At 66.6% G+C, this 12,870-nt stretch carries 11 protein-coding genes; 6 read left to right on the top strand and 5 right to left on the bottom strand.

Annotation, left to right across the window (positions count from 1 at the left end; all coding sequences use genetic code 11):
* Positions 1-49 precede the first annotated feature (49 nt).
* Together DUPY_RS00315 and DUPY_RS00310 are read right to left on the bottom strand one after the other, a co-directional pair.
* Positions 50-523 (bottom strand): (2Fe-2S)-binding protein, encoded by a 474-nt coding sequence (locus DUPY_RS00315; protein ID WP_070245742.1) that lies wholly within the window; start codon positions 521-523, stop codon positions 50-52.
* Positions 520-1,833 carry a c-type cytochrome gene (locus tag DUPY_RS00310; RefSeq protein WP_070245741.1) on the bottom strand — a complete coding sequence of 438 codons (1,314 nt, stop codon included), beginning with the start codon at positions 1,831-1,833 and terminating at the stop codon, positions 520-522. The genes DUPY_RS00315 and DUPY_RS00310 overlap by 4 nt, the downstream gene beginning before the upstream one ends.
* 226 nt (positions 1,834-2,059) lie before the next feature.
* On the opposite strand from DUPY_RS00310, the gene DUPY_RS00305 reads away from it, so the two are divergent.
* Positions 2,060-2,305, top strand: a complete 246-nt coding sequence (locus DUPY_RS00305) for a hypothetical protein (RefSeq protein WP_070245740.1) — start codon at positions 2,060-2,062, stop codon at positions 2,303-2,305.
* 48 nt (positions 2,306-2,353) lie between these two features.
* On the top strand, positions 2,354-4,723 hold the full coding sequence (locus tag DUPY_RS00300) for an FdhF/YdeP family oxidoreductase (protein ID WP_070245739.1): 2,370 nt from the start codon (positions 2,354-2,356) through the stop codon (positions 4,721-4,723).
* Positions 4,724-4,728: 5 nt separating this feature from the next.
* On the opposite strand, the gene DUPY_RS00295 is transcribed toward DUPY_RS00300, so the two are convergent.
* Both DUPY_RS00295 and DUPY_RS00290 read right to left on the bottom strand, forming a co-directional pair.
* Positions 4,729-6,054, bottom strand: coding sequence for an EAL domain-containing response regulator (locus tag DUPY_RS00295; protein ID WP_070245738.1), 1,326 nt, complete (start codon positions 6,052-6,054; stop codon positions 4,729-4,731).
* A 164-nt stretch (positions 6,055-6,218) separates the two neighbouring features.
* Positions 6,219-7,661, bottom strand: a complete 1,443-nt coding sequence (locus DUPY_RS00290) for an aminotransferase-like domain-containing protein (protein WP_070245737.1) — start codon at positions 7,659-7,661, stop codon at positions 6,219-6,221.
* 161 nt (positions 7,662-7,822) lie between these two features.
* Between DUPY_RS00290 and DUPY_RS00285 the strand changes: the two genes are divergently transcribed.
* The 4 genes from DUPY_RS00285 (at position 7,823) to DUPY_RS00270 (ending at position 12,408) form a co-directional block, all read left to right on the top strand.
* Positions 7,823-9,295, top strand: a complete 1,473-nt coding sequence (locus tag DUPY_RS00285; RefSeq protein ID WP_070245736.1) for a sensor histidine kinase — start codon at positions 7,823-7,825, stop codon at positions 9,293-9,295.
* Positions 9,292-9,924, top strand: coding sequence for a response regulator transcription factor (locus DUPY_RS00280; protein ID WP_070245735.1), 633 nt, complete (start codon positions 9,292-9,294; stop codon positions 9,922-9,924). Before DUPY_RS00285 ends, DUPY_RS00280 begins: the two co-directional genes overlap by 4 nt.
* Positions 9,925-10,044: 120 nt before the next feature.
* A complete protein-coding gene (locus DUPY_RS00275) occupies positions 10,045-10,446 on the top strand; it encodes a response regulator transcription factor (protein WP_070245734.1) in 402 nt (133 codons plus the stop codon).
* A gap of 3 nt (positions 10,447-10,449) precedes the next feature.
* Positions 10,450-12,408: a putative bifunctional diguanylate cyclase/phosphodiesterase gene (locus DUPY_RS00270; RefSeq protein ID WP_070245733.1), complete on the top strand. Its 1,959-nt coding sequence runs from the start codon at positions 10,450-10,452 to the stop codon at positions 12,406-12,408.
* 9 nt (positions 12,409-12,417) lie between these two features.
* On the opposite strand, the gene fur is transcribed toward DUPY_RS00270, so the two are convergent.
* Positions 12,418-12,870 (bottom strand): ferric iron uptake transcriptional regulator, encoded by a 453-nt coding sequence (gene fur, locus DUPY_RS00265; RefSeq protein WP_070245732.1) that lies wholly within the window; start codon positions 12,868-12,870, stop codon positions 12,418-12,420.

Genomic DNA, 12,870 nt, shown 5'->3' with positions numbered 1-12,870 from the left:
GCGCGCAGCACGGCGCGCCGGCGCGGGTCGATCGGTTGTTCGGCTATCGTCATTTCTGGCTCGCTGGGGTAGTTTTTTGCGCCACTTCGCGGATCGCGCCAAGAATGCGCATGTGGGTGCCGCAACGGCAAAGATTGGGTTCCATGTGCGTGCGGATCTGCGCATCGGTGGGGTGCGGGTTCTTTTCCAGCAGCGCCTGGGCGCGCATCACCATCCCGGCGATGCAATAGCCGCACTGCGCGGCCTGGTGCTTGATGAACGCCGCTTGCAGGGCGCCCGGCTTCGCTTGCGCGCCCAGGCTTTCGATGGTGCGCACCTTGCGGCCCGCGCACGCGGCGACCGGCGTGAGGCAGCCGAACACCGGCTGGTCGTCCACCAGCACGGTGCAGGCGCCGCACTGGCCCAGGCCGCAGCCAAACTTGGCGCCGTTCAGTTCCAGCTGGTTGCGCAGCGCGTACAGCAGCGGCGTGGAGGGATCGATGGCCAGCGTGTGCGACACGCCGTTGACGGTGAGGTTGGTCATTGCTGGTTCTCCTTGCGGATGGCGGTCACGCGTTGTTCGATGCCGCGTGCGTCGAGCGGGCGTTGTTTGTCGTCCTGCCATGGCGCGCGCTGGCCGATCTCGGCGCGTACGTACATGGCGATGCTGGCCACCTGGGCGTCGGTCAGGGTGCCCGCGAATGGCGGCATGTAGCTCGACTGCCCGGTGTGGGTCCATGGCAGCCCGTTGAGGATGGTCTGGATCAGGTTATCGGGCTTGGGACCGGCAACGGCGCTGCTCAGCGCCAGGGACGGGCGGCTACCGGCGGCCATCATCGGCGCGGCGCCTGTGTGGCAGCCGGCGCAGGCGCCGGCGAACAGGGTACGGCCCGGCAGCAGCGCAGGATCGTTGGCAGCGGGCTTGATGACCGCTGCAGCCGATAGTGCAGGCGGTTTTGCCGCAGGGTTTTGCAGCGACATGATGTAGTGGGCGATCGCTGCCGCATCTTCGGGCGGCGTGGTGGACAGGCTGTGCGCCACCGGCGCCATCGGGCCGCCGGCGGCGCCGTGTTCGGGCGACCAGCCGTGGCGCAGGTACAGCGCCAGCTGCTGCTCGGTCCACGGGCGCGGTGCTTGCAGCAGGGCGGTTAGCGCGGGCGCATCCCAGCCATCGATATTGCCGCCGCTGAAGGCTGGGCTGCGTTCGCCGCCGATCGGTCCCAGCGCGCTGTGGCACGAGGCGCAGTGGCCGGCGCCGTCCACCAGGTAACGGCCCCGGTTCCAGATTTCGCTGCGGTTGCCATCGGCCGGCACCGGTCCGGGGCGCAGGTACAGCAGGTTCCAGCCGGCCAGCAGCGGCCGGAAATTGAGCGGGAAAATCAGCTGGTTGGCGGGCGGCGTGGCCTGTACCGGCGCGCGGGTCATCAGGTAGGCGTAGGCATCCTCGATGTCCTGGTTCGACATGCGGGTGTAGTGAATATAGGGGAAGGCCGGATACAGCAGGTGGCCGTCCCGCGCCACGCCCCGGCGCAGCGCGCGGGTAAACGCGGCCGGCGACCAGTTACCGATGCCGGTGCCGGCATCGGGCGTGATATTGGTGGTGTAGATGGTGCCGAACGGCGTTTTCAGCGGCAGGCCGCCGGCAAAGGGTTCGCCGCCGGAAGCCGTGTGGCACACCATGCAGTCGCCCTGCGCCACCACGCGCGCGCCGCGCGCCACCGTTTGCGCAGCGAAGCTGGCGGCTGCCGGCGGCGCGATGGGCGCGATCGCCGGCTCCAGCATCCAGGCCGCCGCGCCGGCGCAGCCGGCCAGCACCACCGCGCCGGCCAGACTCCATTTGGTCTTGCGTTTCATGTCTTCCTCCATTGATAACAGGATGCTGCCACGCCTGCGCGCGGCTGTAACCTGCCTGAAGGAATAGCTGCTATTCCCTCCTGGAATAGGCGAGCGGGGACTGCCGCGCATGAACCTAAACCTTGGTATGAGTTGGCATTACCAAGGTGCGATTTCGCCAGGTTCCGCACCGACCTATATTGGCAACAGGTCGGCGCCGCCGTCCTGCGCACTTTCTGGAGGGGGTATGGTCGTCAATTATGGGAAGCTGCCGGTGCTGCAGATGGTCGGGAATGCGAAAGCCGGATGGCTCATCGTGTGCTGCGTCGTGCTGGCCGCTGCGCTGGCAGCGTGCTACTTTATCTGCCACGAGAATGCACTGCCCACCGCTTCCGAAAGCGTACGCGACGCCATGCGCGCCAATGGCCTGTGCGCTGCCGATTGCAGGCGCTTGCTGCTGCAATCGATCAAGCGCGCCATGGCAGGCTGGTAGGATAACGCCATCCTGGCATCATGAATTTTTTAGAGGAGCATCGACGACATGGGTACCAAACACACTGAAGCTGCGGGCAAGATCGAAGCATACACCCATCCGGCGGCGGGTTGGGGCGCGCTCAAGTACGTGGCGCTCAACCTGTGGCGTGAGCGCGTTTCCGCAGGCAAGTACGGCACCCTGTTCGCCCAGAACCAGCCCGACGGCTTTGACTGCCCCGGCTGCGCCTGGCCCGACCGCGAGCACAGCTCCACCTTCGAGTTTTGCGAAAATGGCGTCAAGGCGGTGGCGGCGGAGGCCACCAGCAAGCGCGTGACCAATGACCTGTTCAGCCGTTACAGCGTGACCGAGCTGCTGGCGCAGTCGGACTACGAACTGGAACAGCACGGCCGGCTGACGGCGCCGATGCGCTACGACGCCGCAATCGACCACTATGTGCCGGTGTCGTGGGACGACGCCTTTGCCCTGGTGGCGCGCGAACTGAAGGCGCTCGACCACCCCGACCAGGCGGCGTTTTACACGTCTGGCCGCGCCAGCAACGAGGCGGCTTTCCTCTACCAGTTGTTCGCCCGGGCCTACGGCACCAACAACTTCCCCGACTGCTCCAATATGTGCCACGAGGCGACCAGTCGCGGCCTGCCGTTGTCCGTCGGCGTGGGCAAGGGCACGGTGGTGCTCGAAGATTTCGAACATGCCGACGTGATCATGATCTTCGGCCAGAATCCGGCCACCAACCACCCGCGCATGCTGGGCGAGCTGCGCGACTGCGCCAGGCGCGGCGCCACCATTGTGTCCATCAACCCGCTGCGCGAACGGGGATTGGAACGCTTCGCCAGTCCGCAGGACCCGGTGGAAATGCTCACGCTCACCAGCACGCCGATCGCCTCGCTGTTCCTGCAACCGCGCGTGGGCGGTGACTTCGCGCTGATCAAGGCGCTGGCCAAGCGGGTGCTGGAACTCGACGAAGCGGCGGTCGCCGCCAACGCGCCGCGCGTGCTCGACGTGGCCTTCATCGCCGAACACACGAGCGGCTTCGACGCTTTTACCGCCGACCTGCAGGCCGAAAGCTGGGACCTGCTGCTGGCCGAATCGGGTGTGCCGCGCGCCACCATCGAGCAGCTGGCGCAGGTGTATGTCAAGGGCGAGCGCGTGATCGCTACGTGGGGCATGGGCATTACCCAGCACAAGAACTCGGTGGCGACGATCCAGATGCTGGCCAACCTGATGCTCATGCGCGGCAATATCGGCCGCCTGGGCGCGGGCCTGTGCCCGGTGCGCGGCCACTCCAATGTGCAGGGCAACCGCACGGTCGGTATCGAGGAGCAGCCCACCCCAGCCTTCCTCGACCGCCTGGAACAGGTGTTCGGCTTCGAGCCGCCGCGCCACCATGGGCTGGACGTGGTGGCCACCATCGCCGCCATGGCCGCGCAAAAAGTGAAAGTGTTCGTGGGACTGGGCGGCAATTTCGCGGTCGCCACGCCGGACACCGAGGTTACGTACGCGGCGCTGCGCTCGTGCGCGCTGACGGTCAATATCACCACCAAGCTCAATCGCAGCCACCTGGTGCACGGGCGCGAGGCGCTGATCCTGCCCACGCTGGGCCGCACCGAGATCGATGAACGCCAGGGCGTGCCGCAAGGCGTGACGGTGGAAGACTCGATGAGCATGGTCCACGTTTCCTACGGCATCAACCAGCCAGCATCGCCGGACCTGCTGTCGGAAGTGGCGATCGTCGCGCACATGGCCGAGGCCACGCTCGGCGGCGGTCCGGGAGTAGGGCGCGACAGCCTGGCCTGGGCGACGTACCGTGACGACTACTCCCGCATCCGCGACGATATCGCGCTGGTGTTCGACGACTTCCACGACTACAACGCGCGCATCGCCGTGCCGGGCGGTTTTCACTTGCCGGTGGCACCGCGCGACCTGACCTGGCGCACGGCCAGCGGCAAAGCCACCTTCATCGCGCACGCGGTGGCGCACGACACGCCGATTTCGCGCGCGCGCCGGCGCCATGGCGAACAGTTGATGGTGATGATGACCACCCGGTCCCACGACCAGTACAACACCACCATCTATGCGCTGGACGACCGCTATCGCGGCGTGTTCGGCATGCGCCGCGTGATCTTCATCAACCAGGCCGACCTCGACATGCTGGGCATGAAGGCGGGCGACTGGGTGGATGTGCGCAGTGTGTGGGCAGAAGGTGACGAGGGGAACGAGCGCGAGACGGTGCGCCGCGCCGATGGCTTCATGCTGGTGGCCTACGACATTCCGCGCGGCTGCCTGGGCGCCTACTACCCGGAAACCAACGCCCTGGTGCCGCTGGCCAGCGTGGCCGACGGCGCTGGTACGCCCACCTCCAAGTCGATCCCGGTGCTGCTGTCGCCGGGTGTCATGCCCGCTGGCGGCGGGCGCTAGGAGCGTTACCGGTTGCGGTCCCCGTCCGTCGGGGAGCGCCGGCCAGGGCGGCGCAGCGGCACCACGCGGCTGCGCTGATCGTCCTGCCGGGACGGCGTCAGGTTGGCACTGGCCCGTAGCTGGTCCAGGTGCCAGCCGGGCATGGCTTCGGCCGGCATGGGCCGCGCCACCAGGTAGCCTTGTGCCTGGTCGCAACCGAGTTCGCGCAGCAGCGCCAGGTCTTCTGGCGTTTCGATCCCTTCGGCCACCGAGGTTACTCCCAGCTCGCGCGCCGTGGCAATCGCGTGCCGCAGCAACGGCTTGAGGTGCGGACGCTGCCACGCCTGGTGCACCAGCTGGCGGTCCAGTTTAAGTTCGCTGAAAGGAAAGCGGGCCAGCCGCAGCATGGACGCGTGGCCGGCGCCGTAGTCGTCGAGCGACAGCCCGAAGCCGTGCAGCCGCAGCTTGATCAGCACCCGCAGCGCCGTGGCCAGGTCGGCCACCTCAGCGTGTTCGACCACCTCGAAGGTCAGGTAGGCCGGCGGCACACAGGCTTGCGCCACAGCGTCGATCAGCTGGCGCGCCAGGTGCGGGTCGGTCAGCGACAGCGGCGACAGGTTAACCGACAGCGGCAGTGCCAGGCCGGCGCGGCTCCATGCTTGCCAGTCGCGCAGCGCCAGGCGCATCACTTCCATGGTCACCTGGTCCATCATGCCCATAGCTTCTATCTGCGCCAGAAAACTGCCCGGCGCCAGCAGGCTCCGGTCCGGAACGCGCCAGCGCAGCAGCGCCTCGGCCCCTTGCAGGGCACCATCGTACACTGCCACCTTGGGCTGGTAGTGCAGCTCGAACTCGCTGTGGCGGATGGCATCGCGCACGTGCGCCGCTGCCAGCACCGGCAAGATAAGCGGCGCTTCCTTGCGCGGCGCTGGCAACCCGGTGGGACCGGCGCGCGCGCAATCGCCGATCGCGGCCAGCAGCGCGGCGGCCTGCGCCGGCTTGCGCACCGCGCCCAGCGCCCGCAGGCCCAGCGTGGTGGCCAGCGTCAGCGCCGAGTCCTGGATCTGTTCGCATACGGCGCTGCAGATCACCACGCTGGTGGCTGGCGCCAGCATCGACAGCGCCAGCAGCAGGTCGGCGCCGTCCATGTCGGGCAGGCGCAGTTCGAGGATCACCAGGTCGGGCGCGGCCGGCAGCGACTCGATCAATTCCAGCCCGGTCGCGCCATCATGGGCCCAGCCGTTGACGCGCAAGCCCGATTGGCGGCACAGCGCGATGGTGGCGTCGCAGGCGCGGCGGTCGCCGTCGATGACGATCACCCGTAGCGGCGTGCGGCCGGTATCGGTATTCATGCCGCCCCCTGTTCAAAGCCGGCCATGAGCAGGTTGGCGACCTTGGTGCGGGAGGTTTTCATGGCGGGCCTGTGCGGTGTGGAGAAGGCTACAGGATAGGGCCGCGCACGGCCGCGCCACGGCTACAGATGGCGCCATGGCGGGGGAGTACAGTTGTGGCGAATTCACCTGCTGCGGCGCATCGGCTCCATCAGTTCCCCGGTCACCAGGCCCAGCGTGCGCACCGCCGCTTCCAGCGCCTTGCTCCACGGATAGCTGTAGTTCAGGCGGATGTGGTGGCGCCAGGCGCCGCTGGCGGCGAACATGTCGCCGGCCGCCAGGCTGATGCCGCGTTCCTGCGCACGCGCATACAGTTCCAGCGCCTTTACGCCGGGCGGCAGGCATACCCACAGCAGGTAGCCGCCGGCCGGTGTCGAGACGCTGGTGCCATCGGGGAAAAAGCGCAGCACGGCGGCGGTCATGATGCTGGCCTGCTGCGCCAGCGTCTTGCGCAGGCGGCGCAGGTGGTAGTCGTAACCGTCGGTGCGCAGGTATTCGGCAATTGCCAGTTGCGGCAGCGACGGCATGCTGGGGGTATTGAGAAACTTGAGCTTTTCCAGTTGCGTGTGGAAGCGCCCGGGCAGGGTCCAGCCGATGCGCCAGCCGCTGGTGAGGCTCTTGGAAAACGAATTGCAATGCATGACCAGGCCATGCGTGTCGAAGTGCTTGAGGCTAGCCGGATGGCTGTCGCCGTAATACAGCTCGTGGTACACATCGTTCTCGATTGCGGGCAGATCGCGCCGTGCCAGCAGGTCCACCAGCGCGCGCAGGCGCGCCTCCGGCATGCGGAAACCGAGCGGATTCTGAAAGTTGGGCATCACCATGCACGCTGCGACGTCGTCGGTCTCGATGGCGCGCTCCAAGGCCGCCAGGTCCATGCCCAGTTGCGGGTCGGTGGGAATTTCCACCACCCGCATGCCGAGCCGTCTGACGGCCTGCAGCTGCGCATAATAGGTGGGCGATTCCACCGCGATGGCCGCTCCCGGCCGGGCCACCGCTTGCAGGCACAGGTTGATCGCTTCGGTGGCGCCGGCGGTGACGATGATTTCTGTTGCGTCGACGGCCAGCCCGTTATCGAGGTGGCGGCGGGCGATCTGGCGTATCAGTTCCGGGTTGCCGGGCGGGAGGTCGGCCAGCGGCATGCGGCCACCGTCGCGGCGCCCGATACTGGTGGCGTAGTGATTGAGGCGCGCCCACGGGAATAGCGCGGGATCGGGGTAGGGGGAGCCGAACGGCACGCTGCCCTGGTCGATCGAGCGCAGGGTGGTGAGCACCAGCGCGCTGGTATCGAGCGACGGCGCGCGCGCCACCTCGGCCGGCGCCGGCGGCGCTGGCTGCGCCGGCAGCACGGTGTCCGCCGGGCGGCGCCGCACGAAGTAGCCCGACTGCGGCCGGCTTTCGATCACGCCCTGGCTCTCGAGCAGCAGGAAGGCGCGGATCACGGTCGATACACTGAGGTTGTGGTGCTGGCTGGTCTGGCGCACCGAGGGGATCCGCTCACCCTCGCGGATCACGCCCTGGGCGATTTGCCCGGCGATGTCGGCAGCCAGTGTCTCGTACAGTTTCAAGGCGTTCCCCGTGGTGACAATGACCACAGCTTATGCTAACCGGAAGTTACTGGCTATCATACTTTGGTTGCTAAATGGACGTGGATGATGATTTTCTGCCTATCCCTTTGTATAGGAGAGCAAACCTTTGGTTGCCCTTATAATCCCGTGAATATATGATAATGACAAGGTTGACGATGCGCCGGGACGCCAGGACACCACTGCTCTCCACACTGCTGATATTGAGTACGGTGCTGATTTTCATCGTCGACACCTTCACGCCGCTCGACGTGGCGATCGCGGTAATGTACGTGGTGGTGGTACTGCTGTCGGCCAGCGTGTGGCAGCGGCGCGGCGTGTTGTGGACCTGCGCGGCATGCCTGCTGGCCACCGCGCTGTCGTACGTTGTCACCCACCTCGACGTGTTTTCCATCGCTGCGGTAGGGCGCATGGGTGTCAGCATGTCGGCCATCGGCATTGCCACATTCCTGGTTCTGCGCGGCCAGGCCGCCACCAACGCGCTGCTGGCGCGCGAACAGGCGCTGCGCCGCAGCCAGGCCTTTTTGGCAGGTTCCCAGCGCATCAGCAAGACCGGCAGTTTCAGTATCAAGTCCCCCGGCGGCGAGATGTACTGGTCCGACGAGGCCGCGCGCATCTTCGGCCATGCGCCCGAGATTACCCCCAATATCGACCTGATATTGACGCGCACCGCGCCCGATGACCGCGTGATGGTGCGCGCCGCGTATGACCGCTGCGTCGAATGTCTGGGCAGCGTCGATCTGCGTCATCGCCTGCTGATGGCCGACGGGTCGATCAAGCATGTGCAGGTGCTGGCCGAGCCGCTGTTCTCGCGCGACGGCGACTGCGAATACGTCGGTTCCATCACCGACGTCACCGCCGCCGTGGTGGCCGAGCAGGCCTTGCACCGCTCGCAGGTGCAACTGCAGCACGCCACCCGCGTGACCATGCTGGGCGAACTGGCCGCGTCCATCGCGCACGAGGTGAACCAGCCGCTGGCCGCCATCTCTACCAACGGCGAGGCTTGCCTGCGCTGGATGAACCGTCCGCAGCCCGACCTGGAAGAGGCGCGCTACACCGTCAACGCCATTCTCGCAGCGAGCGCCCGCGCCACCGGCGTGATCAAGCGCATCCGCGCGCTGGCGCGCCGCAGCGACCCGCAGCACCTGGGTCTGGACCTGAACCTCCTGGCCGAGGAAAGCGTGGACCTGGTGCGCCGTGAACTGAATAACCACCGGGTGGCGCTGGTGCTGGAGCTGGAAGCCGGCCTGCCGCCGGTCAATGGCGACCGCGTGCAGCTGCAACAGGTGATCATCAACCTGCTGATGAACGCCATCCAGGCCATGCACCAGTGCCCGGCCGGTCAGGCCGTGCTCACCCTGCGCACCGAGCGCCGCGCCGACGGCACGCTGTGGCTGGGCGTGACCGACACGGGCCCCGGCATTCCGCCCGACCAGATGCCGCGGCTGTTCGAAGCCTTTTACAGCACCAAGCCCGATGGCATGGGCATGGGCCTGCCGATCTGCCGCTCTATCATGGAAACCCATGGCGGTCGTATCTGGGCGGTCGAGCCGGAGGGCGATGCGCCGGTCGGCGCCACCATCGTGGTTTCCCTCCCTGTCCCGGAGGCTGCATGAACCCGTCCACCGATACCGCTGCCATCGAGCCGCTGATCTACCTGGTGGACGACGACGCGCTGCTGCGCGACGCCATCGGCAGCCTGCTGCGCTCCGTTGGCATGCGGGTGGCGGCTTACCCTTCGGTGGCGGCGTTCCTGGCCGTGTCGCGCGTGGATGTGACCAGCTGCCTGCTGCTCGATGTGCGCCTGCAGGGCGTAAGCGGGCTCGATTTTCAGGCGGACCTCAATCGCGAGGGCGTGCCGCTGCCGGTGATTTTCATGACCGGCCACGGCGACATACCGATGTCGGTGCGCGCCATGAAGGCGGGCGCCATCGATTTTCTGGCCAAACCGTTCCGCGACCAGGACCTGCTCGACGCCATCAACGTGGCGCTGCAGGCCGATAGTGCGCGCCGCAGCCGCGACCAGGCGCTGCACGCGGTCACCGCGCGCTACGCCACGCTCACCCCGCGCGAGCGCGAAATCATGGCGCTGGCCGCCCGTGGCCTGATGAACAAGCAGATCGCCGGCGAAGTGGGCACCAGCGAAATCACGGTCAAGATCCATCGTGGCAACGCCATGCGCAAGATGGAGGCGAAAACCTTCGCCGACCTGGTACGGATGGCCGAGGCGCTCGGCCTGGCCTGAATACCCGCCTTCCTGCAGCGTTCTTATACCCATGTATGATTCCGCGATCGTGCGCGGACCGGTATTGTTCTCCCATGCGCTGGACGGCCGCTAGCCGCCGTTCGAACATGGGAGTACGTAGTGTTTCAACCAGATCCAGATTTTTCCAATATTGCCATCGTCGATGACGACGAGTCGGTGCGGGTGGCCTTGCGCAGCCTGCTGCGCTCCTATGGCTACTCGGCCCATGCCTACGATTCGGCCGGCGCATTGCTGGCCAACGAGGAATTGGGCGCCTACCACTGCGTGATCACCGACCTGCAAATGCCCGGCATGAGCGGCATCGAGCTGCTCGAGCACTTGCGCCGCGAGGGCAATGCGCTGCCGCTGATCCTGATGACGGCTTTCCCGGAGGTAACGCTGCGCAAGCGCGCGCTGTCGGGCGGCGCCAGCTGCTTCCTGAGCAAACCATTCGAAGCCAACGCGCTGCTGCGTTGCCTGCGCCAGGCCAGCGGCGCCGAGCCATCGTCCGCACTGGAGTAAGCCATGCAGCCATCCGCCAGCCGTTCGCGTCTTGTCATTTGCATTTCGCTGCTGCTGGTGATCGTGGCCAGCCTGGTGCTGTCGGCCGCCATGGAGCGGACCGCCAATACCATCCGCCGCAACGAGACGCCGCTGCTGTCCGTGGTCATCCCGCAGTTGCGCTACCTCGGCGAGTACGAGAGCGCGCTGTTGCGGTACCAGCTGGCTTACGATAAACGATACACGGAGTCGATTACGCCGGACCGCTTCCAGTTCCTGGAACGCATGGGCCGCAGCGAACTCGATTCCACTCTGGGGCAACTGCGGCCCAGCCTGGGCGATGGCCCGGAGCTGGGCGTATTGCGCGACGGGACCATGCGTATCGTCGCCATGGCGCCGCAATTCGAGCGCCTGATGGAAGCCAACCCCGGCGCTAACGCTGGCAGCGACCCCGTCCGGAACTTGCTGGTGACGATGAACGACGAGGTCAAGGCGCTGCGCACGCAGATCGATGCGATGCAGCTGCGGGCGCAGGAGGCGCTGTACGACAACGGCACGCTCGCTGGCCGCAGCATCTCCTCGATCACCACGCTGATCCACATTTTCGATGTGCTGGCCGTGGTCACCGGCCTGTTCCTGCTGTACCACGTCCGGGCCCGGGTACGGGTGGAGGACCAACTCAAACACCTGGCCGGCCACGATCCGCTCACCGGCCTGCCGCACCGCCGCGCTTTCGAGGCCAGGCTGCACCAGCTGGCCGCGCAGCAGGAAGACGCCGGCCACCACGCGGTGGTGCTGGGCACCATCGACCGCTTTTCGCGCATTATCGGCGGTTTCGGCCACGCCTTTGGCGACCGCGTGATGGTGGGGCTGGCGGCGCGCCTGCGGCTGGCGGCCGAGCGCAGCGGCGGCCAGGTATTCCGCCTCGACGGCGCCAACTTTGCCATCCTGTACCGGGTGGGCTGCGACAGCGTGGCATTCGAGCAGGCGCTGGCCGGCCTGCGCGACGAAGTGCGCAATCCGTACGACTGCGAAGGCCACGAGATTTTCACCACCGTGAGCCTGGGCGCGGCCAGCTATCCGCTGCACGGCCAGTCGCCGCAGGCGCTGCTGCGTTATGCCGACGCCGCGTTGCAGGCGGCGCGCAAGGCCGGCGGCGACAACCTGGTCACCTACGGACCGGAACTGACGGCGCAAACCGGCGAACGGCTCGACATGGAGGCGCTGCTGCGCCACGCCATCGAACGCGACGAACTGGAACTGCATTACCAGCCGCAGCAAGGCCTGCGCGACGGCTGCCTGGTGGGTTTCGAGGCGCTGCTGCGCTGGCGCCGCATGGGCCAGCTGATCTCGCCGGCCGACTTCATTCCTCTGGCCGAGGAATCGGGCCTGATCATCCCGATCGGCAAATGGGTGATCGAGGAAGCGTGCCGCCAGGCCGCCGCCTGGCGCTGCCAGACTGGCGTGGCGGTGCAGGTGGCGATCAATATTTCGCCGCGCCAGTTTGCCGCGCCGGACTTCCTGGCGCACCTGGAAGGCGTGCTGGCCGCCACCGGCGTGGAGCCGGCATCGATCGAACTGGAAATTACCGAGAGCGTGATGCTGGAAAACGCCGAGCCGGCGATCGCGCTGCTGCACCGGCTGCGGGCGCTGGGCCTCAAACTGGCGATCGACGATTTCGGCACCGGTTATTCGAGCCTGCAGTACCTGTCGCGCTTCCCGATCCACAAGCTCAAGATCGACCAATCATTCGTGCGCAATATGGACACCGTGAGCGAGCAAAGCACCATCGTCCAGGCCACCATCAGCCTCGGTCACAGCCTGGGGCTGACCGTGATTGCCGAAGGCGTGGAAACGGAACAGCAGCGCGCCATGCTGGCCGCCTGGCGCTGCGACGAAATCCAGGGCTATTGCTACGGCCGCCCGCAGCCAGCGGCCATGGCGCGCAGCTTTATCGATCACGGCCTGCTGCAAGCCGCCTAGAGCTGAGCCTCAGTTGCGGCGGAAGCGTTTGCCGACTCCGGGCTTTAGAGTGTCGGCACAGTCGCCGCAGAATCCGTACAACGACAGCGAGTGCTCGTGCAGCACGAAGTTGCGTTCCCTGGCCACGGCTTCCTGGCGCTGCTCGATCTCGGCATCGAGAAATTCTTCCATCTTGCCGCAATTGGTGCAGATCAGGTGGTCGTGGTGGCCGCCTTCATTGAGCTCGAAGACCGAGGCCACCGATTCGAAATGGCGGCGGATCAGGATGCCGGCGTCGGCAAACTGCATCAACACCCGGTACACGGTTGCTAGGCCCATGTCGATACCCTCGTCATGCAGCAGCCGGTACACGTCGTCGGCATTCATGTGCTTGGATTTCGACTCCTGGAACAGTTGCAGGATGCGCAGCCGGGGCAGGGTGGCTTTGAGGCCCAATTTACGGAGTTCTTGTGGAATATCCAT

Origin of the sequence: Duganella phyllosphaerae, from assembly GCF_001758785.1 — a bacterium.
GTDB classification, from domain to species: Bacteria; Pseudomonadota; Gammaproteobacteria; order Burkholderiales; family Burkholderiaceae_D; genus Rugamonas; species Rugamonas phyllosphaerae.
The sequence above is the reverse complement of the archived record's forward strand: the minus strand, read 5'-3'. Positions and strand labels throughout refer to the sequence as shown.